This is a genomic window from Streptomyces sp. NPDC086077 (assembly GCF_040686175.1).
In the GTDB taxonomy this organism is placed as follows: Bacteria; Actinomycetota; Actinomycetes; order Streptomycetales; family Streptomycetaceae; genus Streptomyces.
In genome coordinates, this window is the sequence record NZ_JBFBJT010000112.1 from 1 (window position 1) to 24,257 (window position 24,257).

The 24,257-nt window shown below is 72.9% G+C and carries 17 protein-coding genes and 3 pseudogenes; 13 read left to right on the plus strand and 7 right to left on the minus strand.

Annotated features, from left to right (window positions below):
• Positions 1-99: 99 nt before the first annotated feature.
• Positions 100-465, minus strand: coding sequence for a DUF6479 family protein (locus tag AB0O67_RS26920; protein WP_365455026.1), 366 nt, complete (start codon positions 463-465; stop codon positions 100-102).
• Positions 466-562: 97 nt separating this feature from the next.
• Between AB0O67_RS26920 and AB0O67_RS26925 the strand changes: the two genes are divergently transcribed.
• A complete protein-coding gene (locus AB0O67_RS26925) occupies positions 563-937 on the plus strand; it encodes a ferredoxin (RefSeq protein ID WP_365455029.1) in 375 nt (124 codons plus the stop codon).
• Between the two features lie 128 nt (positions 938-1,065).
• Positions 1,066-2,244 carry an acyl-CoA dehydrogenase family protein gene (locus AB0O67_RS26930; protein WP_365455032.1) on the plus strand — a complete coding sequence of 393 codons (1,179 nt, stop codon included), beginning with the start codon at positions 1,066-1,068 and terminating at the stop codon, positions 2,242-2,244.
• Between the two features lie 22 nt (positions 2,245-2,266).
• Here AB0O67_RS26930 and AB0O67_RS26935 read toward each other — a convergent pair whose 3' ends face one another.
• Together AB0O67_RS26935 and AB0O67_RS26940 are read right to left on the minus strand one after the other, a co-directional pair.
• On the minus strand, positions 2,267-3,025 hold the full coding sequence (locus AB0O67_RS26935; RefSeq protein WP_365455035.1) for an SDR family oxidoreductase: 759 nt from the start codon (positions 3,023-3,025) through the stop codon (positions 2,267-2,269).
• 49 nt (positions 3,026-3,074) lie between these two features.
• On the minus strand, positions 3,075-3,761 hold the full coding sequence (locus tag AB0O67_RS26940; RefSeq protein WP_365455038.1) for an SDR family oxidoreductase: 687 nt from the start codon (positions 3,759-3,761) through the stop codon (positions 3,075-3,077).
• A 440-nt stretch (positions 3,762-4,201) separates the two neighbouring features.
• Between AB0O67_RS26940 and AB0O67_RS26945 the strand changes: the two genes are divergently transcribed.
• From AB0O67_RS26945 to AB0O67_RS26955, 3 genes and pseudogenes are all read left to right on the plus strand, one after another.
• A complete protein-coding gene (locus AB0O67_RS26945; protein WP_365455074.1) occupies positions 4,202-5,080 on the plus strand; it encodes an oxygenase MpaB family protein in 879 nt (292 codons plus the stop codon).
• Positions 5,062-6,896: pseudogene (locus AB0O67_RS26950) on the plus strand (serine/threonine-protein kinase). Before AB0O67_RS26945 ends, AB0O67_RS26950 begins: the two are co-directional and overlap by 19 nt.
• Positions 6,897-6,952: 56 nt before the next feature.
• Positions 6,953-8,530, plus strand: coding sequence for an NAD(P)/FAD-dependent oxidoreductase (locus tag AB0O67_RS26955; protein WP_365455041.1), 1,578 nt, complete (start codon positions 6,953-6,955; stop codon positions 8,528-8,530).
• 177 nt (positions 8,531-8,707) lie between these two features.
• Here AB0O67_RS26955 and AB0O67_RS26960 read toward each other — a convergent pair whose 3' ends face one another.
• Positions 8,708-10,486 (minus strand): serine hydrolase, encoded by a 1,779-nt coding sequence (locus AB0O67_RS26960; RefSeq protein ID WP_365455044.1) that lies wholly within the window; start codon positions 10,484-10,486, stop codon positions 8,708-8,710.
• Positions 10,487-10,667: 181 nt separating this feature from the next.
• On the opposite strand from AB0O67_RS26960, the gene AB0O67_RS26965 reads away from it, so the two are divergent.
• The 3 genes and pseudogenes from AB0O67_RS26965 to AB0O67_RS26975 form a co-directional block, all read left to right on the plus strand.
• The gene (locus AB0O67_RS26965; protein ID WP_365455047.1) at positions 10,668-11,780 is read left to right on the plus strand and encodes a nitronate monooxygenase; all 1,113 of its coding nucleotides are present in this window, start codon (positions 10,668-10,670) and stop codon (positions 11,778-11,780) included.
• Positions 11,777-13,324 carry an acyl-CoA synthetase gene (locus AB0O67_RS26970; RefSeq protein WP_365455050.1) on the plus strand — a complete coding sequence of 516 codons (1,548 nt, stop codon included), beginning with the start codon at positions 11,777-11,779 and terminating at the stop codon, positions 13,322-13,324. The genes AB0O67_RS26965 and AB0O67_RS26970 overlap by 4 nt, the downstream gene beginning before the upstream one ends.
• 142 nt (positions 13,325-13,466) lie before the next feature.
• Positions 13,467-13,642 (plus strand): annotated as a pseudogene (locus AB0O67_RS26975) (DUF418 domain-containing protein); the annotation flags it as partial.
• 43 nt (positions 13,643-13,685) lie between these two features.
• Here AB0O67_RS26975 and AB0O67_RS26980 read toward each other — a convergent pair.
• On the minus strand, positions 13,686-16,100 hold the full coding sequence (locus AB0O67_RS26980; RefSeq protein ID WP_365455053.1) for a penicillin acylase family protein: 2,415 nt from the start codon (positions 16,098-16,100) through the stop codon (positions 13,686-13,688).
• A 110-nt stretch (positions 16,101-16,210) separates the two neighbouring features.
• Between AB0O67_RS26980 and AB0O67_RS26985 the strand changes: the two genes are divergently transcribed.
• Positions 16,211-17,743: an acyl-CoA synthetase gene (locus tag AB0O67_RS26985; protein ID WP_365455056.1), complete on the plus strand. Its 1,533-nt coding sequence runs from the start codon at positions 16,211-16,213 to the stop codon at positions 17,741-17,743.
• Here AB0O67_RS26985 and paaK read toward each other — a convergent pair.
• Positions 17,712-19,007: a phenylacetate--CoA ligase PaaK gene (gene paaK / locus AB0O67_RS26990; RefSeq protein WP_365455059.1), complete on the minus strand. Its 1,296-nt coding sequence runs from the start codon at positions 19,005-19,007 to the stop codon at positions 17,712-17,714. The genes AB0O67_RS26985 and paaK overlap by 32 nt on opposite strands.
• A gap of 170 nt (positions 19,008-19,177) precedes the next feature.
• Between paaK and AB0O67_RS26995 the strand changes: the two genes are divergently transcribed.
• The gene (locus AB0O67_RS26995; RefSeq protein ID WP_365455062.1) at positions 19,178-20,020 is read left to right on the plus strand and encodes an alpha/beta hydrolase; all 843 of its coding nucleotides are present in this window, start codon (positions 19,178-19,180) and stop codon (positions 20,018-20,020) included.
• Here AB0O67_RS26995 and AB0O67_RS27000 read toward each other — a convergent pair.
• The gene (locus AB0O67_RS27000; RefSeq protein ID WP_365455065.1) at positions 20,017-21,621 is read right to left on the minus strand and encodes an acyl-CoA synthetase; all 1,605 of its coding nucleotides are present in this window, start codon (positions 21,619-21,621) and stop codon (positions 20,017-20,019) included. The genes AB0O67_RS26995 and AB0O67_RS27000 overlap by 4 nt on opposite strands.
• Positions 21,622-21,806: 185 nt before the next feature.
• Between AB0O67_RS27000 and AB0O67_RS27005 the strand changes: the two genes are divergently transcribed.
• The 3 genes and pseudogenes from AB0O67_RS27005 to AB0O67_RS27015 form a co-directional block, all read left to right on the plus strand.
• The gene (locus AB0O67_RS27005; protein WP_365455068.1) at positions 21,807-22,607 is read left to right on the plus strand and encodes a crotonase/enoyl-CoA hydratase family protein; all 801 of its coding nucleotides are present in this window, start codon (positions 21,807-21,809) and stop codon (positions 22,605-22,607) included.
• A gap of 19 nt (positions 22,608-22,626) precedes the next feature.
• On the plus strand, positions 22,627-23,577 hold the full coding sequence (locus AB0O67_RS27010) for an OB-fold domain-containing protein (RefSeq protein WP_365455071.1): 951 nt from the start codon (positions 22,627-22,629) through the stop codon (positions 23,575-23,577).
• Positions 23,574-24,257 (plus strand): annotated as a pseudogene (locus AB0O67_RS27015) (lipid-transfer protein); the annotation flags it as partial. The gene AB0O67_RS27010 and the pseudogene AB0O67_RS27015, both read left to right, overlap by 4 nt.

The window sequence follows — 24,257 nt, forward strand, 5'->3', positions numbered from 1 at the left end:
GGGCCGTGCGGGGTCTGGGCGGTCGCGTGCCCCGTGCCTCGCGACCGCTGATGACGCCGTCGCCGTCCGGGAACGGCTGCTCTGGTCCTTGCCGCGCGGTCAGTGCGCGCCGAGTCCGCCTCCGCCGAACGAGCCCGTCGTACCCCTGCCCCAGCGGGGCCGGTCCGTGGACGTACTGGGCTTGGTCCGCATGTTGGTCAGCTCGTAGGGAGTGAGCGGGCGGCCCCCCTTGGGCATCACGGGCACGTCGTCGGGCTCCCGGATCTGCCGGACCTCGTGGACCGCGCCCTCCGGTGGCAGGTGCGGCTGCTCGTCGGCGCGTGGGCGCGGGGGCTCACCGAACTTGATCCGGTTACCGAGCCAGAAGCTTCCCCCCAGCACCCCGACAACGGCGATGGCGACCACGAACAGGACGAGGCTGAGCAGTCCACTCGGCGCTGCCAGCTGCATGGAGGCGTTGTTCATATCGCCTGAATACCCTCATATCGGACATCAAATCCGATCGCCGGGCTCCGCCCTCGCGTTCGTGTTTGGCCGGTGCCCCCATGGCTACCCGCGCGGTGTGACTTCGACGACTTCGCAGCAGGAGGTCTTCCGGTTCCTGGAAGACCGCTTCGCCTGTGCGCAGGCGTGCACGGACTGTGCCCGTGCGTGCGCGCTGCGTGCGAGCCTGGTGGACCCGGACGGTACCGAGGACCAGGAACTCCTGCGCCGCAAGGGGATCATGTGTGCGGAGGTCTGCGACGCGACCTGCCGGATGCTGTCCGAGCAGACACTCATCGACGAGGACGGACTGCGGATCCAGCTGGAGTGGTGCCGCACCGTGTGCCTGGAGTCGGCGCACGTCTTCGACGGCCGCCCCGCCGCCGAGGGTGCCGCGGAGGCGTGCCGCGCCTGTGCCCGGGCGTGCACGGAGTTCCTGGGCACGCTGGGCTGAGCCGGCCTTCCCGAAGCCTTCGGGCCGGGCCGCGGGGCTTCCCGTACCGCCGCCATTCCAAATTTCTGAAACACGTTCTACGGTGTGCGCCGTCAGGCAGGACCGGCCCTGGGGAGCCTGGAGGCGCCGTGCACCTTCAATACACGCCCGAGCAGCAGCGGCTGCGCACCGAACTGCGCGCCTACTTCGCCGAGTTGGTGCCGGACGACGCGCATGTGCGGCACGCCGGACCCGCCGCGCAGAAGCGCTTCTACCGCGACACCATCCGCCGGCTCGGCGCCGACGGCCGGCTCGGCGCGGGCTGGCCCGAGGAGTACGGCGGGCGCGGGCTCACCGCCTTGGAGCAGTTCATCTTCTTCGACGAGGCCGCCCAGGCGGGTGTCCCGCTGCCGTTGATGGCGCTGAACACCGTCGGGCCGACGATCATGCAGTACGGCACCGAGGAGCAGAAGGCGTACTTCCTGCCGAAGATCCTCGCCGGCGAGATCGACTTCGCGATCGGCTACAGCGAGCCCGACGCGGGCACCGACCTCGCCGCCCTCAAGACGCGCGCGGTACGCGAGGGCGACGAGTACGTGGTCAACGGCCACAAGATCTGGACCACCAACGGCGACACGGCCGACTGGGTCTGGCTGGCCGTGCGCACCGACCCGGAGGCACCGCCGCACCGGGGCATCACCATGCTCCTCGTGCCGACCACCGACCCCGGCTACTCCTGCACCCTCATCAACACCCTCGCCGGCCACGACACCACGGCCAGCTACTACGAGGACATCCGCGTCCCCGTCTCCCACCGGGTCGGCGAGGAGAACCAGGGCTGGCGGCTGATCACCAACCAGCTCAACCACGAACGTGTCACTCTCGCCGCGCACGGCACCATGGCGATCCGTGCCCTGCACGACGTCCGGCGCTGGGCGAGCCGCACCAAGCTGACCGACGGCTGCCGGGTCATCGACCTGCCCTGGGTACGCCGCCGCCTCGCCCGGACCCACACCCGCCTGGACGCCCTGAAGCTCCTCAACTGGCAGATGGTCAGCGCCGTCCAGCACGGCACGCTCACCCCGCAGGACGCCTCCGCCGTCAAGGTCTACGGCTCCGAGGCACGCCGCGACGCCTACGCCTGGCTCATGGAAGTCGTGGGCGCCACCGGCGCGTTGCAGGAGGGCTCCGCCGGCGCGGTGCTGCACGGCGAACTGGAGCGCGGCTACCGCTCCGCGGTGATCTTCACCTTCGGTGGCGGCAACAACGAGATCCAGCGCGAGATCATCTCGTGGATCGGCCTGGGCATGCCCCGGGTACGCCGTTGACCCGCCGGCCCTCCCCACGCCCTCAGCCGACGAACTGCTGCCCGCCGTCGATGTCGTAGGTCGCGCCGGTCAGTGCCGTGTTGGTCATCAGGTGCACGGCGAGCGCCGCGACGTCGGCCGGTACGACGACACGGCCGATCGGCAGCTTGGCGCGCAGCTCCTCGCGGCGCGCGTCGAGTCCCTCGCCGAGGAGCCTGGCCGACAGCGGCGTGTCCACGAACCCGGCGGCGATCAGGTTGACCCGGACCGGCGCGAGTTCGAGCGCGAGACCGGCGGTGAGCGCGGGCAGTGCCGCGGTCACCGCGGGCGCGATCCCGAGGCCGGCACGGATCTGCCGGGCGCCCGTGCCGCCCAGGAGCACCAATGTGCCGCCCGGTCGTACCGTACCGGCGACGTGGCGCGCGACCTCGATGGCGAGCACCATGTGCCCCGTGATCGCCTCGCGCGCCTCCTCGTCGTCCATGTCCAGCAGACTCCCGTAGGAGGGATGTCCCGCCGTGACCATCACGTGGTCGACCGGACGGGGAAGTTCCTCGAAGAACTGGCGAAGCCGCGCCGGGTCGCCCGCGTCGAAGACACTGGTGCCGGCCGCCTCGACCTCCTCGGCCGCCGCGCGCAGCCGGTCGGGGTTCCGGCCGGTGAGAACCACCGCGGCCCCCTCGGCACGGGCGTGCGCGGCGGTCGCCAGTCCGATGCCCGCGCTCCCGCCGATCACGACCAGGGTCTGCCCGGCCAGGGCCGGCTCCCGCGGGTCGTGGCCCGCCGGTGGCTCGACACTCATGAGTCCTCCTCCGCCGTGGCGGCACGGACGCGTCGTGACCCGGCTCCGCTCACCGTTCGAGGGGTTGCGACAGGGCCTGCTTGACCTGCCGGGCCCGCTCGTCGGCGAGGACCTCGACGCGGTCGTTCGCCACGGCTTCCAGGGTCTGCTCCGCGACATCGACCGCGCTGATCTTCGGCGCGTCCGTGAAGGAGCTGAGATCCGTCTCCACGAACCCGACGTGGACTCCGACCACGAGCGTCCCCTGTGCGCGCAGGCCCTCCCGCAGCGAGCCCGTCAAGGACCACTGGGCGGCCTTGGAGGCCGCGTAGCCGGGGTACTCCGGCCGCGAGGCCCAGGAGGCGACCGAGAGCATGTTCACCAGCGCGCCGCCGCCGTTGCGGGCCAGGACGGGGGCGAAGGCACGGGAGACCTGCCAGGTACCGAAGTAGTTGATCTCCATCGCCTGACGGGCGTCGTCGAGGGAGCCGGTCAGGAGCCCGGTGCTGAAACCGCCCACGCCCGCGTTGTTGATCACGATGGTGACGTCGCCCGCGGCGTCGGCCGCGGCCGCGACCTCCTCCGGCTTGGTGACGTCCAGGCGCAGCGGCGTGACGTCGGCGTCGTCCACGCTCGCCGGATCGCGCGCGGCGGCGTAGACCTTGGCCGCTCCGTGGTCGATCAGCGCGCGCGTGAACGCGTGACCGATGCCCCGGTTGGCGCCCGTCACCAGGGCGATCGAACCTCTGATCTCCATCGCGCTTCCTTCCTGCCGGCACCTGCCGCACCCGGCGGGCGAACGGGCGAAGCGAGGCCTTCGCGATCGGCTCCACCCGGCTCGCGGCGCGCCGGACACCCCGGCGCTCCCGTGGGACGGGCGTGCGGGAGACCTCGTCGCCCCACGTCGGCACGCCGTGAATCATGTCCCCTCACTGCCAGCCTGCACCGGATGCCGCGGCTTTGCATGTGGCGGGCACGGGCGAGTCGGTCCCGGCCGGGCCGCGGCGGGCCTGCCGCGAAGGCGCAAACTGGTGAGAGTGGGGAGGCCATGGCACGACCACGGATTCCAGGCAGGTGAGCCCGTTGGCAGCACGCAGGTTCGGTGACGCCGCCAGGCGCCGCACGCCCGTCCCGGCGCCGTCCGCCCGTGGGGCGGGGGACCCGGGACTGTTCACTCCCGCTTCCGTGACCTGGCAGATGCACGGCGACCCGATGATGTGGATCGCCGGCATCCGCGCGCTCCACCTCCAGGCCCTGCATCCGCGCGCGGTGCGCGGCGTCCTGCAGAACAGCGACTTCCGGCGCGACGCCTGGGGCCGCCTGATGCGCACCGCGAACTTCGTCGGCACCACGACGTACGGCACCACCGGCGCCGCCGAGCGGGCGGGCGCCCGCGTCCGGAAGATCCACAGCATGCTGCGGGCCACCGACCCCGAGACCGGCGAGCGGTACCCGGTAGACGACCCCCGCCTGCTGCTGTGGGTGCACTGCGCCGAGATCGACTCGTATCTGCACGTGCTGCGCCGCTCCGGCTACCCGCTCACCGACGCCCAGGCCGACCGCTACGTTCGCGAACAGCGGGTCAGCGCCCGCCTGGTCGGCCTCGACCCCGGCGCCGTACCGGCCGACCGGGCCCAGCTGGCCGCCTACTTCGACGAGGTACGGCCCCAACTCGCCGCCGGACCCGAGGCCAGGGACGTCGACGCCTTCCTGCGCCGCCCTCCGGTACCCACCGCGCTGGTGCCCCTGCGCGAGCTGCTGTGGAGCCGGGTCGCCGGCCTCGCGTACGCCTCACTGCCGTCGTACGCCCACGAGTTGTACGGCCGCCCCGCCCCCGCGCCCGATGTCGTCACCCGCCGCCTGCGCCGCACCGCAACCGTGCTGCGCACCGTCCCCGCACATGTGCGATGGCAACTTCCACCCCGGCACATCCTGCGCGCCATGGCCCGACTCGGCCCGGCCGCCCGCCCCGCGCCGTACAAACTCGAACCTCAGGTGGCCATACTGGTCCTGCCAGGGGAGGGCGGGGCTCACAGCGACGGGGGCGACGGCACGCGATGGGGGAGACCAGGCTGATCCAGGGCCGGTACCGGCTGCTGGATCCGATCGGGCGCGGCGGCATGGGCGAGGTGTGGCGGGCACGCGACGAGTCGCTCGGCCGGCATGTCGCCGTGAAGTGCCTCAAGCCCCTCGGGCCGCTCCACGACCAGTCCTTCACCCGCGTGCTGCGGGAGAGGTTCCGCGAGGCCCGGGTCGCCGCCGCGCTCCAGCACCGCGGGGTGACCGTCGTCCACGACTTCGGCGAGGCCGACGGGGTGCTGTACCTGGTGATGGAACTGCTCCGGGGCCGCAACCTCAGCCAGGTCCTGGAGGACAACAAGCACCATCCGCTGCCGGTCCCGGACATCGTCGACATCGCCGAGCAGGTCTCCGCCGCCCTCGCCTACACCCACCGGCAGGGCATCGTGCACCGGGACCTGAAGCCCGCCAACATGGTGCGGCTGACCGACGGCACGGTGAAGATCTGCGACTTCGGCATCGCCCGCTTCGGCGCCGACATCGGCTTCACCTCCCGGCTGACCGGCACCGGCGTCGCCATGGGCACCCCGCACTACACAAGGCGGCCGGCGCCGCGCTGCGCACCCCGCCGCCGGATACCGGCGACGGCCTCACCGGCGAGTGGATCGCCCGCCCCGCCACCGTCCCCGCACCCGTCCCGGTGCCGGACACGCCGCCCGACCCGCCCGAGGAGGCGCTCACCACCCTGGCCGGACGCCACAACGCGGGCCTGAGCCTGGGGCGCCTCGGGCGCTGGGTCGAGGCGGGCGAGGTGCACCGCGCGGTCGCCGCCGAACGCGAGCACCTCCTCGGCGCCGACCACCCCGACACCCTCGCGAGCCGCTACGAGGTCGCCTTCACGCTCAGCCGCACCGGCCGCGCGGCCGACGCCCTGCGTGAGTACACGCACGTGGCCCGGGCCCGCGAGCGGCTGCTCGGCGCCGACCACCCGGACACGCTCGCCGCCCGGCAGGATACGGCTTACGTGCTGGGCCAGTTGGGGCGGCCCCTGGAGGCGCACCAGGTGTACACGTCGGTCCTGGCCGTGCGCGAGCGCACCGTGGGCGCCGACCACCCCGACACGCTGCGCTGCCGTCACAACCTCGCCTTCAACCTCAGCAGACTCGGCCGTCTGGAGGACTCGTACCGGCTGGCCTCCGAAGTGGCCGGGGCACGCGCCCGGGTCCTCGGGGCCGGACATCCCGACACGCTCGTCACCCGCTACGAAGTGGCGTACGTACTGGGCCAGTTGGGTCGCTGGCAGGAAGCGCTGGACACCTACCGGGAGGTCGCCGAGGCCCGCGGCCGGGCACTTGGCGACGACCATCCCGACACCCTCGCCGCCCGCCACGAGATCGGCATCAGCCTCGGCCGCCTGAACCGTGGCGCGGAGGCGCTCAAGGTGTACCGCGACCTGGTCGACGACCGCACCCGCCTCCACGGCGCCGACGACCCCGAGACCCTGCGCGCCCGGCACGGCCTCGGCGTCAACCTCGGCCGCCTCGGCCGCTGGGAGGAGGCCCTCGCCGAGTCCCGTGACGTGTGCGCGATCCGGGACCGCGTCCTCGGCCCCGACCACCCCGACACCCTGATCAGCCGCCGCGAGGTCGCCGTCGGCCTCGGCTGGCTGGGCCGCTGGGCCGACGCGCTCACCGAGTACCGCGCGGTCGCCGACGCCCGTGAACGCGTCCTGGGCGCCGGCCACCCCGACACCCTCGCCGGCCGCAACGACGAGGCACACTGCCTGGAACAGCTCGGCCGGGGGCGGGAGGCGGTGGAGCTGTCTCGCAGGGTGGCGGAGCTGCGCCGGCAGGGGGACCCCCACGGAGCCTGACCGACGGGGCCGGACCCGCTCTGGCCGGGCGGGATCATCGCGTGTTACGAAGAACCATGCCTGCTCACGAGGGATCCCGCGCGTACGACGCCGTCATCGTCGGAGGCGGCCACAACGGCCTGGTCGCCGCCGCCTACCTGGCCCGCGCCGGACGGTCGGTACTGGTGCTGGAACGACTGGACCACACCGGCGGCGCCGCCGTCTCCACCCGACCCTTCCCGGGCGTCGAGGCCCGCCTCTCGCGCTACTCCTACCTGGTCAGCCTGCTCCCGCAGAAGATCGTGCGGGATCTCGGCCTGGACTTCCGGCTGCGCACCCGCACCATCTCGTCGTACACCCCCGTCGAACGCGACGGCCGGCCGACGGGACTGCTCGTCGGAGGCGGCGAGGAGCGGACCCGGGAGGCCTTCGCGCGGCTCACGGGCGGTGACCGTGAGTACGAGTCCTGGCAGCGCTTCTACGGCATGACCGGCCGCGTCGCCCAGCGGGTCTTCCCCACGCTGACGGAGCCGCTGCCCACGCGGGACGAGCTGCGCCGGCGCATCGACGACGAGGACGCCTGGCGGATGCTGTTCGAGGAGCCGATCGGTGTCGCCGTCGAGGACCGGTTCGCCGACGACCTCGTACGCGGAGTGGTCCTGACGGACGCGCTGATCGGGACGTTCGCCGACGCGCACGACGCGGAGCTGCGCCAGAACCGGTGCTTCCTCTACCACGTGATCGGCGGCGGCACCGGCGACTGGGACGTCCCCGTCGGCGGCATGGGCGCCCTGACCGGCGCGCTCACCACCGCCGCCCGGGAGGCGGGCGCCGTCATCGCCACCGGCCACGAAGTCCTGCGGATCGGCACCGACGGCCGCACCGCCGAGGTGGCCTACCGCACGCACGACGGCGAGGGCGTCGCCGTCGCCCGGCACGTCCTCGTGGGCGCCTCGCCGCAGGAGCTGGCCGTCCTCACCGGTGACAGCCCGCCCGCGCCCGCCGAGGGCGCCCAGTTCAAGGTCAACATGCTGCTGAAGCGGCTGCCGAGACTGCGCGACACCTCGGTCGACCCGCGCGAGGCGTTCGCCGGAACCTTCCACATCGCCGAGGGGTACGAGCAGCTGGCCACCGCCCACGCCCAGGCCGCCGCCGGCGAGCTGCCCGCCGCCCCGCCCTCCGAGATCTACTGCCACTCCCTGACCGACCCGTCGATCCTCGCTCCGGAGCTGGTCGAACAGGGCTACCAGACCCTCACCCTGTTCGGTCTGCACACCCCGGCCCGGTTGTTCGCGGCGGACAACGACGCCGCCCGCGACGCCCTGCTCAAGCCGACCCTCGCCCAGCTCGACGCCCACCTCGCCGAGCCCCTCGCCGACTGCCTGGCCACGGACGCCGACGGGCGGCCCTGCATCGAGGCCAGGACGCCGCTCGACCTGGAACGCGACCTGCGGCTGCCCGGCGGCAACATCTTCCACCGCGAACTGTCCTGGCCGTACGCCCAGGAGGGCACCGGCCGATGGGGAGTGGAGACCCCGCACCCCAACGTGCTGTTGTGCGGCGCGGGTGCCGTGCGTGGCGGCGGGGTGAGCGGGGTGCCGGGGCACAACGCGGCGATGGCGGTGCTGGAGGGCGGCGACGTCTCGCCCCGATGACCTTGGGAAACGGCTTGATGCCCGGCGCGGGGCGGGCCATCCTCGTACGCAGGGTGACGCGCCGCCGGGCGGCCCGGTGCTCCCGCGGGAGACCGGCGCCGTGGTGTCCGTACGGCTGCGGGACGGGCACCACGCCGCCCTGGCTGCCCAGAGGCACCTCGCCCGTCTCCCGTCTCCTCAGTCGGCCGAAGGCGTCCACCCGGTCGGGGTGATCCGTGCCGCGTCGGCGGGGCGGGTTTCGTCGAAGAGGACGGTGCCGGGTGCCTCGACGCGCAGGCCGTCGACATAGGCGCCGCGGCCGACGTAGAGCTGGTCGGTGGTGTACCGCCAGCGCAGGGTGAGTCGCGGGGCGGCCGGGAGGGGCGCCGTGAGCCGGTGCCAGGTGCGGCCCGACCAGCCGGTGACCCGCCCGGCCGGGTGCTCCTCGGGCTCCCCGCCACGCCGGTCGGTGGTGAACGGGACCGGCTGCCAGGCCGTGCCGCCGTCCGTCGAGGACTCCAGGACCAGACCGTCGGCCGCCGGTTCGGTGTCCCACCACAGGGCGCCGCGCAGCCGCGCCCCGCCCGTGGAGGTGTCGAGCGCGGGCAGCGTGAGCGTCGCGGTCGTGGAGCTCGCCATCCCTGAGAACCAGGCGGTGCGGCCGCGCGCCGGACGGACGGGCACGGCACGCGCCAGATTGTTCGCCGCGGCCACCCGGGGCGCGGAACCGGAGCGCCAACTGCGCACCGGGTGGACCGAGTTGCCGAGCACCACCAGGAACGAGTCGGTCGTCGGGTCGAGGACGAGGCAGGTGCCGGTGAAGCCGGTGTGCCCGGCGGTGCGCGGAGTGGCCATCGCGCCCATGTACCAGTGCTGGTAGAGCTCGAAGCCGAGGCCGTGCTCGTCGCCGGGGAAGGCGGTGTTGAAGTCGGTGAACATCAGCTCCACCGACTCCGGCCGCAGGATGCGCGCCCGCCCGTAGACGCCCCCGTTGAGCAGGGTCCGGCCGAGCACGGCGAGGTCCCACGCGCAGGAGAAGACCCCGGCGTGCCCGGCGACCCCGCCGAGGCTGTACGCGTTCTCGTCGTGCACCTCGCCCCACACCAGGCCCCGGTCCAGCCCCGACCACGGCTTGCGGGCGTCCTCGGTCGCCGCGATCCGGGGTCTCCAGGACGCCGGCGGATTGAAGCGAGTGCGGTGCATTCCGAGTGGAGCGGTGATCTCCTCGCGGAGCAGCGCGTCCAGACGGCGCCCCGTGATCTTCTCCAGCACCAGCTGAAGCGAGATCAGATTGAGGTCCGAGTACAGATACCTGGTCCCGGGCGTGTTGAGCGGCGCCTCGTTCCAGATGAGCCGCAGCTTCTCCTCGTACGTCGGCGCGCTGTACAGCGGAATCCACGCCCGGAAGCCCGAGGTGTGCGTCAGCAGTTGCCGCACGGTGACGTCCTGCTTGCCCGCGCCCGCGAACTCCGGCAGATACGAGGCGACCGTCGCCTCCAGCTCCAGCGCGCCTCGCTCGATCTGCTGCACGGCGAGGATCGACGTGAACAGCTTGGACACCGAGGCCAGGTCGAAGACGGTGTCCCCGGCCATCGGAATCTGCTCCCCGGCCGGGAACTCGACCGCGGTGTCGGTCTTCTCGTCGTACGCCGCGTACCGCACCGCCATCCCGATGGGCTCGTGCAACGCCACCGTCCCGCCCCGCCCGGCGAGCAGCACGGCCCCCGCGTACCACGGGTGCTTGGGGGAGGGGCCGAGGAAGGTCTCGGCGTCGGTGACGAGCCGGCGCAGATGCGAGCCGAGCAGCCCGGCGCGCTCGGGCGAGCCGTGCCGCAACGTCGGACGGCCGGTGCCGGCGGGCGCGGCGGCCGCGGCCGGTCCCGCCGGGAAGGGCGTGAGGGCGAGCGCCCCGCCCAAGGCCAGTGCCCGGAAACCCAGTTGACGGCGGCTGAATCCACCGGCCATCTCTTCGCCCATCGAGGACCCTCCCGTACCCGGCTGAAAGTATCTTTCGAGGACCACCGTGCGGGGTGAAACTTTCCTGTCAGTTGCGGGGGTGTGTCAATGGGGCGTGCGTTCAGCGGTGAACCGGACACTTACCTGACGTTCTGTCAGAAAAGCTCTTCCGTCGTCCGGGGGACTGCGGCATCCTGCGCCCATGCAGACGGAGCTGAGCAACCAACTGGGAGTCGAGCACGCCCTCTTCGGCTTCACGCCGTTCCCCGCCGTCGCCGCGGCCATCAGCCGGGCCGGCGGTTTCGGGGTGCTCGGCGCGGTCCGCTACACCGCCCCCGGCGACCTCAAGCGCGACCTCGACTGGATCGAGGCGCACGCCGGGGGCCGGCCCTACGGGCTGGACGTCGTGATGCCCGCGACCAAGGTCGAGGGCGTCAGCGAGGCCGACGTGGAGGCGATGATCCCGCAGGGGCACCGGCGGTTCGTCGAGGAGACCCTCGCCAAGTACGGCGTACCCGAACTCCCCGACGGCGAGGTGCCCGGGTGGCGCATCACCGGCTGGATGGAGCGGGTCGCCCGCACCCAGCTCGACGTCGCCTTCGGCTACCCGATCCGGCTGCTGGCCAACGCCCTCGGCTCACCGCCCGCCGACGTCGTGCGCCGGGCCCACGACCGGGGCGTCCTGGTCGCCGCGCTCGCGGGCAGCGCCCGGCACGCGCGCAAGCACAGGGACGCCGGGATCGACGTCGTCGTGGCCCAGGGGTACGAGGCCGGCGGCCACACCGGCGAGATCGCCTCCATGGTGCTCACCCCCGAGGTCGTGGAAGCCGTCGACCCGCTGCCGGTGCTCGCCGCCGGCGGCATCGGCAGCGGAGGGCAGGTTGCCGCCGCGCTGGCCCTCGGCGCGCAGGGCGTGTGGACGGGCTCCATCTGGCTGACCACCACCGAGGCAGACCTCCACTCCCCGGCCCTGACCCGCAAACTCCTCGCGGCCGGCTCCGGTGACACCGTCCGCTCCCGCGCCCTGACCGGCAAACCCGCCCGCCAGTTGCGCACGGAGTGGACCGACGCCTGGGACGACGCCGACGGACCGGGCACCCTGCCCATGCCCCTCCAGGGCCTCCTTGTCGCCGAGGCCGTCTCCCGCATCCAGAAGTACGAGGTCCACCCCCTGCTCGGCACGCCCGTCGGCCAGATCGTCGGCCGGATGACAAGCGAGCGCAGTGTCCAGGCCGTCTTCGACGACCTCACCCGCGGCTTCGAGCGGGCCGTCGACCGCATCGACCGCATCGCCGGAAGGAGCGGCCGGTCATGAATCCCCCCACCGGTTTCTGGGCCCAGGCCACCGCCGACCCCGGGCGCGTCGTCCTCGTGGCGCCGGACGGCGAGCAGTGGACCGCCGGACGCCTGCACGCCGCCGCCAACCGCCTGGCGCACGGCCTGCGCGCCGCCGGCCTGGAACGCGGCGACGCCTTCGCGGCGGTGCTGCCGAACGGGCCCGAGTTCCTCACCGCGTATCTGGCCGCCACCCAGGCCGGGTTCTACCTGGTCCCCGTCAACCACCACCTGGTCGGCCCCGAGATCGCCTGGATCGTCGCCGACTGCGGCGCCAAGGTCCTCATCGCCCACGAACGGTTCGCCGACGCCGCCCGCCAGGCCGCCGACGAGGTGAACCTGCCGGCCGGCCGGCGGTACGCCGTCGGCGCACCGGAGGGCTTCCGGCCGTACGCCGAACTCCTCGACGGGCAACCGGAGTCACCGCCCGAGGGCCGCACCCTCGGCTGGGTGATGAACTACACCTCGGGCACGACCGGCCGCCCGCGCGGCATCCGCCGCCCACTGCCCGGCAAGCCCCCCGAGGCGTCCTACCTCGGCGGTTTCCTCGGCATCTTCGGCATCAAGCCGTACGACGGCAACGTCCACCTGGTCTGCTCGCCGCTCTACCACACGGCTGTGCTCCAATTCGCCGGCGCCTCGCTGCACATCGGTCACCGCCTGGTCGTCATGGACAAGTGGACGCCCGAGGAGATGCTCCGCCTGATCGACACCCACGGGTGCACACACACCCACATGGTCCCCACCCAGTTCCACCGGCTGCTGGCACTCCCGCAGGACATCAGGCAGTCGTACGACGTCTCCTCCATGCGGCACGCCATCCACGGCGCCGCCCCCTGCCCGGACCACGTCAAACGCGCGATGATCGATTGGTGGGGGCACTGCGTCGAGGAGTACTACGCGGCCAGCGAGGGCGGCGGCGCCTTCGCCACCGCCGAGGACTGGCTGAAGAAGCCCGGCACCGTCGGCAAGGCCTGGCCCATCAGCGAACTCGCCGTCTTCGACGACGACGGCACACGGCTGCCACCCGGTGAACTCGGCACCGTGTACATGAAGATGAGCACCGGCGGCTTCGCCTACCACAAGGACGACGACAAGACCCGGAAGAACCGCATCGGCGACTTCTTCACCGTCGGGGACCTCGGCTGCCTCGACGAGGACGGCTACCTGTTCCTGCGGGACCGCAAGATCGACCTGATCATCTCCGGCGGCGTCAACATCTACCCGGCGGAGATCGAGTCCGTCCTGCTCGCCCACCCCGCCGTCGCCGACGCAGCCGCCTTCGGCATCCCGCACGACGACTGGGGCGAAGAGGTGAAGGCGGTCGTCGAACCGGCCCCCGGGCAGGCACCAGGACCGGCCCTCGCCGCCGCCCTTCTCGACCACTGCGCCGCCCGGCTCGCCGGGTACAAGCGCCCGAAGAGCGTCGACTTCATCACCGAGATGCCGCGTGACCCCAACGGCAAGCTGTACAAGCGGCGGCTGCGGGAGCCCTACTGGGCGGGGCGGACCCGGGCCATGTGACGCACTTGGTCGCGCCGGCCGGTCCCACCGGCCGTGCGCGCGGCGCGGACGTCATCCTTCGGTCGGCCCGCGACCGACCTTCGGCCGATCCCCGCCCCGCCCCGCCTTCCGAGCGTGGACGCATGACGACCACGATCACTCCTGGGGCCTCGGGCTCGGCCCCACCTCGGCAGCGCCGGCATGGCGCTGTTCGCGGCCGGCGTCTGGCTGGTCACCGTGGCCGGCGCGTACGCCCTGGAACGCGCGGGCCGCCGCGGCCCCGCCGAAGCGGTGCTGCGACGGCTCATGTACGGGCCGGTGGCGGGCCGCGCCCGCTGAACCGGGGGTGCCGCCCGCCCCGGGCGGCACCCCGCCGGCTCCGTCAGCGCCGCTCGCGCACCACCACGACCCGGAGCGCGGGGGAGGACCGGATGTCCTTCTCGCAGAACCGGGACGTCACCCACTTCTCACCGGAGAACAGCCGCGTCTGGTCGGCGAGATGGGCCGAGTGCGGGTTCGAGGACTGGGAGTACGACAGCAGGGTCCTGGCCACCGGGCAGGGGCTCCCGTCCCAGCCGACGGCCTGGATGTAGCTGGAGCCGGTCGACACCTCCGTGTATCCGCCGCTCGCCGGGTCCCACACCGGCTCGACCTTGTTCCACACGCCCAGCGACTCGGTACCGCCGGGCACCGCGATCCGCTGTCCCTTCCGCACGACCACCTGGTGCTCACCGAGCCGGGAGTCCAGCGCGACGCCCGCCGCGCGCAGTTCGGCCACGGTGTCCGCGAGTGCGGTCGCGAAGCCGGGGACCGTGGTGTCCAGGGTGTTCGGGGTGCGGACCGGATCGGCGGCGGAGAACGGCACCTTCCACAGCCGGGCCGCCGGGACCGTGGCCGTCAGCTTCCGCCAGAACCGGTCGAAGAGGAGCGCGCCCCGGCTGGAGGTGTCCATGGTGCGGTCCCAGCCGGCCAGCACCCGGCACGCCTCGGAGACGTCGACGCCCTTTCCGTCACTGCCGGCCGCCGTGCCGCCCGGCAGCGCGGCACACGCCTTCGCCGCGCCGGCCGCGGCGAGGTCCCCGGCGGGCGCCCGGTTGGCGAACTGCTGCGCCTGGAGGTCCCGTACGGTCAGACGGCCGCGCCCGGCCATCGCCGCCACGTCCTCCAGCGCGCCGCGGGTGCGCATGCTGCGGGCGGTGCCGATGTTCCCGAAGACCCGCTCGTAGCCCGTCAGCGGCCGCTCGGCGTTGGCCAGCCAGGCGCTGTCGTTGGAGTTCTCGGCGTACGGCGCGTCCCTCAGCGCCGGCATCCTCGCCGGGCCGAAGATCCCCGGCTGCACGGCGTCGGCGTCCCCGCCGAGCGCGCAGTCGCCGCGCGAGCCGTCCAGCACCGCGAGTCCCGACGAGGGGTAGGTGACCTGGCCGAGCGGCGTGGAACAGCGCCCGGCCAGCTCGTCCGTGATGCGCGGCAGGACCTGGGACTGGGTGAAGAGTGAGTGGCCCCTGGAGTCGGCGGCGATCGTGTTCACCCACGGCAGGCCCTGGGTGCGCCGCAGGGTCGCGAGGACGTCGTCCGTGCCGCGTGCCCGGCTGAAGCCGAGGGCGGTGTCGGAGGCGCGGAGATTGACCGCGTTGGGGTCGTTCAGCGCGTACGCCGTCGTAGTCGTCCACGGCAGTGGCACCGAGGCGCCGAGCGAGGTGACCACCGGGCCGTAGCGGGTCCACCACTGCGTCCGCGTCACCGGCGGCCCGTCCTTGACGGCCACGGTGACGTGACGTGGCGTCATCCGCTCGCGCCGGCCGTCGACGACGTAGACCGTCGGGTCGGCCGGATCCAGCGTCAGCTGGTGCAGGTTGAGGGTCACCCCGGTGGCCACGGTGTGGCTCCACGCCACGTGCGCGTTGTGGCCTATGGAGATCGTCGCCGTGCCGAGCAGCGATCCGCCGGAGACGTCGAGGTGGCCGGGGATCGTCTGCTGCGACTGCCAGAAGCGGCGGCCGCCCTGCCACGGGTAGTGCGGATTGCCGAGCAGCAGCCCGCGGCCGTCGGCCGTGGTGGCGCCGCTGAAGGCGACCGCGTTGGAGCCCATGTCCGCGCTCTCGGCGGCGAACAGCTCGCGGGCGGCCCGCGCGGTGCGCTCGGCGTCCGGCACCACCTCGGTGGTGGTCGTCGTCGGCGGCCGGGCGGCCGTGATGCCGTCCACGCCCCGGCCCTGGCCGCCGAGCACCGCCAGCGCGTAGCCGCGGGTGGCGACGTCCAGCGTGGTGACCGGCCGTACCCAGGGGGCGTTCCGGCAGGCCGGGTCGGTGATGCGGTTGCGCTTCAGCCAGGCGTTGTAGCCGGCCGCGAACCCCCGCATCAGGTCCTTCGCGGCCCGGCTCGGCCCGGCCGGCTCCGGCGTGGCGAGCAGCCGCTCCACCGTGCCCGCCTCGCGGACCCCGCGGAAGTACAGGTCGCCGGCGAGGTTCTGGGCCGCCGACGAGAGCGCCGGGTCGGACGGCGCGTCGGCGCCGAAGTACCGCGCCCGTTCGCCGCGTACGGTCACGAAGCCGTCGGCGAGCGTGCACACCTGGTCGGCGGCCTGCGCCCAGCCGGTGCCGAAGCCGAGGTCCGCGTAACTGCCCGCGAGGATGTGCGGAATGCCGTACTCGGTGTAGCGGATGACGGCCGACAGGCCGCCGTGCGAAGGGTGTTGTTCCGGACGGCCCTGCGCCGGCGAGGCCGCCGCCGGCAGCGCGGTGGCGGCGGTGAGCAGGGCGACGGCCGTGAGGGTGATTCGTCTCAGGCGGATGCGCATGGTGCCTCCCAACGTCATGGAGGGAAGGAGCGGTTGAGCGTACCAACTGGTATGTCCGCCGCGGCCCCGTCTCTTGACCTCTTCCGGACGCGGACCGAGGATCATCTGTCATGACGCCCGGACACGGCAGCACGGTCGACGGGGTGCTGCGGCGCAGCGCCCGCCGCACCCCGGCGCGCGTCGCGGTCGAGTACCGCGACCGCCGCTGGACGTACGAGGAACTGGACGACGCCGTCTCCCGGGCGGCGGGCGTCCTGCTCGGCGAGGGCCTCGCCCCCGGCGACCGGGTCGGCGCCTACGGCCACAACTCCGACGCCTACCTCATCGGCTTCCTCGCCTGCGCCCGCGCGGGCCTCGTACACGTGCCGGTCAACCAGAACCTGACCGGCGACGACCTGACCTACATCGTCGAGCAGTCGGGCAGCGGACTGGTGCTCGCCGACCCGGACCTGACCGGCCGGCTCCCCGAGGGCGTACGGACGCTGCCGCTGCGCGACGCCGGTGACTCCCTGCTCGCCCGGCTGCCGTCCACGACGCCCTACGACGGTCCGGAGGCGCGTGCCGAGGACCTGACGCAGCTGCTCTACACCTCGGGCACGACGGCGCTGCCCAAGGGCGCGATGATGACGCACCGCGCGCTGGTGCACGAGTACCTCAGCGCGATCACCGCCCTCGACCTCGGCGCGGGCGACCGGCCGGCCCACGCGCTGCCGCTCTACCACTCGGCGCAGACGCACGTCTTCCTGCTGCCCTACCTAGCGGTCGGCGCGACGAACATCATCCTGGACTCGCCGGACGGCGACCGCCTCTTCGACCTGATCGAAGCCGGACGCGTGGACAGCCTGTTCGCGCCGCCCACCGTGTGGATCGGCCTGTCGAACCGGGCCGACTTCGCCACCCGCGACCTGAGCGGGCTGCGCAAGGCGTACTACGGGGCGTCCATCATGCCGGTGCCCGTCCTGGAACGGCTGCGTGCGCGGTTGCCCCACCTGGCGTTCTACAACTGCTTCGGCCAGAGCGAGATCGGCCCCCTGGCGACGGTCCTCGGACCCGCCGAGCACAAGGGCCGACTGGACTCCTGCGGCCGGCCGGTGCTCTTCGTGGACGCCCGGGTCGTCGGCGAGGACGGCAAGGACGCCCCCGACGGCACACCCGGCGAGATCGTCTACCGCTCCCCGCAGTTGTGCGAGGGCTACTGGGGCAAGCCGGAGGAGACCGCCGAGGCCTTCCGGGACGGCTGGTTCCACTCCGGCGACCTCGCGGTCCGGGACGCCCACGGCTACTTCACGATCGTCGACCGGGTGAAGGACGTCATCAACTCCGGTGGCGTCCTGGTCGCCTCACGGCAGGTCGAGGACGCCCTCTACACCCATGAAGCCGTCGCCGAGGTAGCCGTCGTCGGCCTGCCCGACGAGAAGTGGATCGAGGCGATCACCGCCGTCGTCGTCCCGCGCGGCGAGGTGACGCCGGAGGAACTGATCGCCCACGCGCGGGAGAAACTGCCCGCGTTCAAGGCGCCGAAGCGGGTGGTGCTCGTGGACGCGCTGCCGCGCAACGCCAGCGGCAAGATCCTCAAACGGGAGCTGCGGGACCGGTTCGGCGGCCGCCGGGTCAGCTCGGACGCAGATCCACGATCCGCCTGATCTTCCCCACGGACCGCTCCAGGGACCCCGGTTCGACGATCTCCACCGTCACGGACACGCCGATGCCGTCCTTCACGGCCGCCGTGATGGCGCGCGCCGAGTCGTCGCGCGTGCCCGCGGTCGCGCCGGGGCGGGCCTCCGCGCGGACGGTGAGGGCGTCGAGCCGGCCCTCGCGGGTGAGGCGCAGCTGGAAGTGCGGGGCCACGCCCGGAGTGCGGAGCACGATCTCCTCGATCTGGGTGGGGAAGAGGTTCACGCCGCGCAGGATCACCATGTCGTCGCTGCGGCCGGTGATCTTCTCCATCCGGCGGAAGGTGCGGGCGGTTCCCGGGAGCAGCCGCGTCAGATCCCGGGTGAGGTAGCGGATCACGGGCATCGCCTCCTTGGTGAGGGAGGTGAAGACCAGCTCGCCCCGCTCGCCGTCGGGCAGCACCTCGCCGGTGACCGGGTCGACGATCTCCGGGTAGAAGTGGTCCTCGTGCACATGCAGACCGTCCTTGGTCTCCACGCACTCCTGGGCGACGCCCGGGCCGATCACCTCGGACAGCCCGTATATGTCCACGGCGTCGATCGCGAACCGCTCCTCGATCTCCCGCCGCATCCCCTCCGTCCAGGGCTCGGCCCCGAAGACGCCCACCCGCAGCGAGGTGCTCCTCGGGTCGACGCCCTGGCGCTCGAACTCGTCGAGCAGCGTGAGCATGTAGGACGGCGTCACCATGATGACGCCGGGCCTCAGATCCTGGATCAGCTGGACCTGACGGGTCGTCATTCCGCCGGACGCGGGGATCACCGTACAGCCGAGCCGTTCGGCGCCGTGGTGCGCGCCGAGACCGCCGGTGAACAGCCCGTACCCGTACGCCACGTGGACCGTGTCGCCGGGGCGGGCGCCGGCCGCGCGCATCGAGCGCGCCACCATGTCGGCCCACATCGACAGGTCGCCGTCCGTGTACCCGACGACCGTGGGGCGGCCTGTCGTGCCGCTCGACGCGTGGATGCGGCTGATGCGCTCCCGGGGCACGGCGAACATCCCGTACGGGTAGTGCTCGCGCAGGTCGGCCTTGGTGGTGAAGGGGAAGCGCGCCAGGTCGGCGAGAGAGCGGCAGTCGTCCGGGTGGACTCCCGCCTTGTCGAAGGACTCCCGGTAGTGGGGCACGTTGTCGTAGGCGTGCCGCAGCTGCGCCCGCAGCCGCTCCAGCTGCACCGCCCGCAGTTCCTCCGGGCCCAGCCGTTCCCCCGCGTCCAGCAGGTCCGTCGCGTCCGCCATGGGACCTCTCCTTACCAACCGCAGCAATCCGGGCGACCGATCATTCGGTCGTGGTGTCGTGGATCAGTAATCCAGCCCCTCGCGGCTGAAGGCAAGGCCCCGTCCCGCACTTTCTCCGGCGGGCGGAAGTCTGTTGCGCGGGCTCCTCCCGGGCGCCGAGGATGATCCCCATGCCTTCCTTCCTCGCCCCTGACGGGACCCGGCTCGCCTACCGTCTGCGCGGTGACGGCGCTCCGTTGGTGGTCCTGCCCGGTGGTCCCATGCGGCACTCCGGGTACCTCGGTGACCTGGGCGGCCTCGCCGCCCACCGCCGACTGGTCCTGCTCGACCTGCGCGGCACCGGCGCCTCGCAGACACCGGCCGACCCGGCGACGTACCGCTGCGACCGTCTCGTGGACGACGTGGAGGCGCTGCGGGTCCACCTGGGCCTGGAGCGGATGGACCTGCTCGGCCACTCGGCGGGCGGCAGCCTCGCCATGCTGTACGCCGCCCGCCGTCCCGACCGGGTGGCACGGCTCGCGCTGATCACCGCCACGCCGTGGGCGCTGGACATGCCGGCGACGACCGAGGACCGGCTGGACGCCGCGCGGCTGCGCGAGGAGGAGCCGTGGTTCGCGGCCGCCTTCCCGGCGTTCGAGAGGTGGCTGCGGCAGGGCGGGGACTTCGACCCGAGGTTCATCCCCTTCTTCTACGGGCGCTGGGACGAGACCGCCGCCGAGCACGCCGCGCGGGACGAGGAGGAGAGCAACGAGGAGGCCGCCGAGCGCTACGGCTCCGAGGGCGCCTACGACCCACCCGCGACCCGCGCCGCCCTGGCCACGCTGACCGCCCCGGTCCTCGTGTACGCCGGCGAACTCGACGGCGGCCCCCGGCCCGCCTTCGCCCACCGCACGGCCGAGGTCTTCCCGAACGCCGAGGTGGCCGTCCAGCCGGGCGCCGGGCACTATCCGTGGGTGGACGACGCCCAGTGGTTCGCCCGGCGCACCGCGGAGTTCTTCTCCAGCGGCTCCTAACCGTCCGCCGCCACCGCCACCTCCCGCGCCCACCGGTAGTCCGCCTTGCCGCTGGGGGAGCGGCGGATGGCGTCCGTGACGATCAGCTGGCGGGGGATCTTGTAGCCGGCGAGGCGGTCGCGGCAGTGGGTCCGGATGTCCGCCAGGGTGGGCTCCGGGGCGCCCTCACGCACCTGGACGACCGCCGCGACGTGGTTGCCCCACTTCGCGTCCGGCACCCCGGCCACCAGGGCGTCGTAGACGTCCGGATGGGACTTCAGGGCCTGCTCGACCTCCTCCGGGTACACCTTCTCGCCCCCCGTGTTGATGCACTGCGAGCCCCGGCCGAGGACGGTGACCACGCCCTCCTCGTCCACGGTGGCCATGTCGCCGAGCAGCACCCACCGCTCGCCGTCCTTCTCGAAGAAGGTCTCGGCGGTCTTCGCCGGGTCGTTGTAGTAGCCGAGCGGCACATGGCCGCACTGGGCGACCCGGCCCACCTCGCCGGCGGCCACCGCCTCCCGCGTCACCGGATCGACCACCCGCGTGCGGGAGTTGACGCGGATGCGGAAGCCCCGCTCGGGGCCGGAGTCGTCCGTCGCCGTGCCGTTGAAGCCGGACTCGGAGGAGCCGAAGTTGTTCAGCAGCATCACGTGCGGGACGAGCGCCAGGAACTGCTGCCGGACCGTCTCCGACATGATCGCGCCGGAGGACGACACGCTGAACAGGGAGGAGCAGTCCGTGCCCTTGAGGGGGCCGGAGAGGGCGTCGACCAGCGGGCGCAGCATCGCGTCGCCGACCAGGGACACGCTGGTGACCTTCTCCCGCTCGACGGTCCGCAGCACCTCCTCGGGCGTGAACTTGCGGTGCAGCACCACCCGTTGCCCGAAGTCGAAGGCGATGAACGCCGTGAGCGTGGACGTGCCGTGCATCAGCGGGGGAGTGGGGAAGAACGTGAGCCCCGATCCGCCGGCCGCGACCCGCTCGGCCAGCTCCCGCGGCGTCTTCACCGGCTCCCCCGTCGGCGCCCCGCCGCCGAGGCCCGAGAAGAAGAGATCCACCTGACGCCACATCACGCCCTTCGGCATCCCCGTCGTGCCGCCGGTGTAGATGATGAACTGGTCGTCCCCCGAGCGCGCCGCGAAACCACGCTCCGGCGAACCGCCGCTCTCGGCCTGCGCGAACGGCACGCCGAGCGAGCCCTGCGCCCCGACCCGCACCAGATGGCGCACCTTCCCCGCCCTGGGCAGCGCCGCCGCCACCCGTTCCGTGAACTCCCCGTCGAAGACCAGGGCCACCAGGTCGGCGTCCCGGTAGAGATAGACCAGCTCCTCCTCGACGTAGCGGTAGTTGACGTTCACCGGCACGATCCGCGCCTTCAGGCAGCCGAGCACGGTCTGGAGGTACTCGACGCCGTTGTAGAGATGCAGCCCGAGGTGCTCGCCGGGGCGGACGCCGCGCTCCAGCAGGTGGTGACCGACCCGGTTGGCGGCCGCGTCCAGCTGGGCGTACGTCAGCCGGCGTTCCGTGCCCGTGCCGGGGTGGTCGAGGTACACCAGTGCCTCGCGGTCCGGCACCACGTCCACGACCGACTCGAACAGGTCGGCAAGGTTGTACTCCACCGCTCCTCCTGACCTCGCTGCCCTCGGTTGCCGGTCATCAGAGCAAAGGGCGGCACAAGTGTGAAGGGTCCGCGCGGCAGGAATCTGACTGTCTGTCAGAAAACCCTTGAAGCCCCGGCGTGCCTGCTGCAACCTGTTCTCGTTCCTGCGGACGTGCCCGAGGCGGCAGGACGGGGAGGACAACCATGGGTGGCACCGAACACCTCACCGTGCAGCGCGAAGGCGCGACGCTGGTGCTGACGCTCAACCGGCCCGAGGCCAGGAACGCGCTCTCGCTGCCGATGCTCGTCGGCCTCCACGACGGCTGGACCGAGGCCGACGAGGACGACGCGATCCGCTCGATCGTGCTGACCGGCGCCGACGGCGCCTTCTGCGCGGGTATGGACCTCAAGGCCCTGGCCGGCAAGGCCATGACGGGCGAGCAGTACCGGGACCGGCTCAAGGCCGACCCCGACCTGCACTGGAAGGCCATGCTGCGCCACCACCGCCCCCGCAAGCCGGTGATCGCCGCCGTCGAGGGCCCCTGCGTCGCCGGCGGCACCGAGATCCTCCAGGGCACCGACATCCGCGTGTCGGGCGAGTCCGCGACCTTCGGCCTGTTCGAGGTCCGGCGCGGGCTCTTCCCGATCGGCGGCTCCACGGTCCGGCTGCCACGCCAGATCCCCCGCACCCACGCCCTGGAGATGCTGCTCACCGGACGGCCGTACAGCGCCCGCGAGGCGGCGGACATCGGCCTCGTCGGCCACGTCGTCCCGGACGGCACCGCGCTCGGCAAGGCGTTGGAGATCGCCGAGCGGATCAACGCCTGCGGCCCCCTCGCCGTCGAGGCCGTCAAGGCGTCGGTGTACGAGAGCGCCGACATGACCGAGACCGACGGCCTGGCCGCCGAACTCCGGCGCGGCTGGCCGATTTTCGACACCGCCGACGCCAAGGAGGGTGCCCGCGCCTTCGCGGAGAAACGACCGCCCGACTACAAGCGCGCCTGACTTCGAAGGAGTCCCCGGCATGCCCGAAGTCCTCAAAGCCCCCTTGGTCGTCGAGTTCCCCTTCACCCGTTCCCTCGGCCCCGTCCAGAGCGCCTTCCTGACCGGCCTGCGCGAACGGGTCGTCCTCGGCGTGCGCACCCACGACGGCCGCACCCTCGTCCCACCGGTCGAGTACGACCCCGTCACGGCCGACGAACTGTGCGACCTCGTCGAAGTCGCCCCCACCGGCACGGTCACCACCTGGGCCTGGAACCCCGCCCCCCGCCGGGGCCAGCCCCTCGGCACCCCCTTCGCGTGGGCCCTGGTCCGCCTCGACGGCGCCGACACCGCCCTGCTCCACGCCCTCGACGCGACCGGCCCCGACGCGGTCCGCACCGGCATGCGGGTCCGCGTCCGCTGGGCGGAGGAACGGACCGGTGCCATCACCGACATCGCCTGCTTCGAGCCGTACGACGGCGAAGGCGAGCGACCGGGCGGCCACACCGGCGCGTTCCAGGACCCCGTCACCGGCATCGTCGCCCACGCCCGGCTCGACTACAGCTACAGCCCGGGGCGAGCCCAGGCCGCCTACATCAAGGCGCTCTCCGACCGGCGGACCGTAGGCGAACGCTGCCCGTCCTGCCGCAAGGTGTACGTGCCGCCCCGCGGCGCCTGCCCCACCTGCGGCGTCGGCACCGCCGAACAGGTCGAGGTCGGTCCCCGAGGCACGGTCACCACCTTCTGCATCGTCAACATCAAGGCCACGCACACGGCGAATCTGGACATCGAAGTCCCCTACGTCTACGCCCACATCGCCCTCGACGGCGCCGACCTCGCCCTGCACGCACGCATCGGCGGCATCCCGTACGACCAGGTCCGGATGGGCCTGCGGGTCGAACCCGTGTGGACGGAGGGCGCCCGCCACCCCGACCACTACCGGCCGACCGGCGAGCCGGACGCGGACTACGACACCTACAAGGAGCTGTTGTGACCCGAGAGATCGCCGTGGTCGCCTTCGCGCAGACCGTCCACCGGCGCACCAGCGACGAGCTCTCCGAGGTCGAGATGCTCATGCCGGTCCTGCACGAGGTGCTGGACCGCACCGGCCTGAAGACCGCCGACATCGGCTTCACCTGCTCCGGCTCCAGCGACTACCTCGCCGGCCGCGCCTTCTCCTTCACCCTCGCCCTCGACGGCGTCGGCGCCTGGCCGCCGATCTCCGAGTCGCACGTCGAGATGGACGGCGCCTGGGCGCTGTACGAGGCCTGGACCAAGCTGCTCACCGGCGAGGCGGACACCGCCCTCGTCTACGCGTACGGCAAATCCTCGCCGGGATCGGTGCGGGACGTCCTCACCCGCCAGCTCGACCCGTACTACGTCGCCCCGCTCTGGCCCGACTCCGTCGCCCTCGCCGCCCTCCAGGCCCAGGCGCTGATGGACGCCGACGAGACCGACGAGCCCGCCCTCGCGGCCGTGGCCGCCCGCAGCCGCGCGGCGGCCGAGGGCAACCCCCATGCCCAGCTGCGGGGCCCGGTGCCGCACGGCGACTACGTCGTCCGGCCGCTGCGCACCGGCGACTGCCCGCCCATCGGCGACGGCGCCGCCGCCGTCGTCCTCGCCGCCGGGGACACCGCCCGCCGGATCCACGTCCGCCCCGCCTGGATCCGCGGC

Excerpts from the sequence above, each read along its gene's own strand:
- AB0O67_RS27005 (WP_365455068.1), top strand. The coding sequence starts at position 21,807 with ATGGGTGGCACCGAACACCTCACCGTGCAGCGCGAAGGCGCGACGCTG.
- AB0O67_RS26980 (WP_365455053.1), bottom strand. The coding sequence starts at position 16,100 with ATGCGCATCCGCCTGAGACGAATCACCCTCACGGCCGTCGCCCTGCTC.
- AB0O67_RS26960 (WP_365455044.1), bottom strand. The coding sequence starts at position 10,486 with ATGGGCGAAGAGATGGCCGGTGGATTCAGCCGCCGTCAACTGGGTTTC.
- AB0O67_RS26970 (WP_365455050.1), top strand. The coding sequence starts at position 11,777 with ATGAATCCCCCCACCGGTTTCTGGGCCCAGGCCACCGCCGACCCCGGG.
- AB0O67_RS26965 (WP_365455047.1), top strand. The coding sequence starts at position 10,668 with ATGCAGACGGAGCTGAGCAACCAACTGGGAGTCGAGCACGCCCTCTTC.
- AB0O67_RS26955 (WP_365455041.1), top strand. The coding sequence starts at position 6,953 with ATGCCTGCTCACGAGGGATCCCGCGCGTACGACGCCGTCATCGTCGGA.
- AB0O67_RS26935 (WP_365455035.1), bottom strand. The coding sequence starts at position 3,025 with ATGAGTGTCGAGCCACCGGCGGGCCACGACCCGCGGGAGCCGGCCCTG.
- AB0O67_RS26995 (WP_365455062.1), top strand. The coding sequence starts at position 19,178 with ATGCCTTCCTTCCTCGCCCCTGACGGGACCCGGCTCGCCTACCGTCTG.
- AB0O67_RS26985 (WP_365455056.1), top strand. The coding sequence starts at position 16,211 with ATGACGCCCGGACACGGCAGCACGGTCGACGGGGTGCTGCGGCGCAGC.
- paaK (WP_365455059.1), bottom strand. The coding sequence starts at position 19,007 with ATGGCGGACGCGACGGACCTGCTGGACGCGGGGGAACGGCTGGGCCCG.
- AB0O67_RS26920 (WP_365455026.1), bottom strand. The coding sequence starts at position 465 with ATGAACAACGCCTCCATGCAGCTGGCAGCGCCGAGTGGACTGCTCAGC.
- AB0O67_RS27010 (WP_365455071.1), top strand. The coding sequence starts at position 22,627 with ATGCCCGAAGTCCTCAAAGCCCCCTTGGTCGTCGAGTTCCCCTTCACC.
- AB0O67_RS26945 (WP_365455074.1), top strand. The coding sequence starts at position 4,202 with ATGCACGGCGACCCGATGATGTGGATCGCCGGCATCCGCGCGCTCCAC.
- AB0O67_RS26940 (WP_365455038.1), bottom strand. The coding sequence starts at position 3,761 with ATGGAGATCAGAGGTTCGATCGCCCTGGTGACGGGCGCCAACCGGGGC.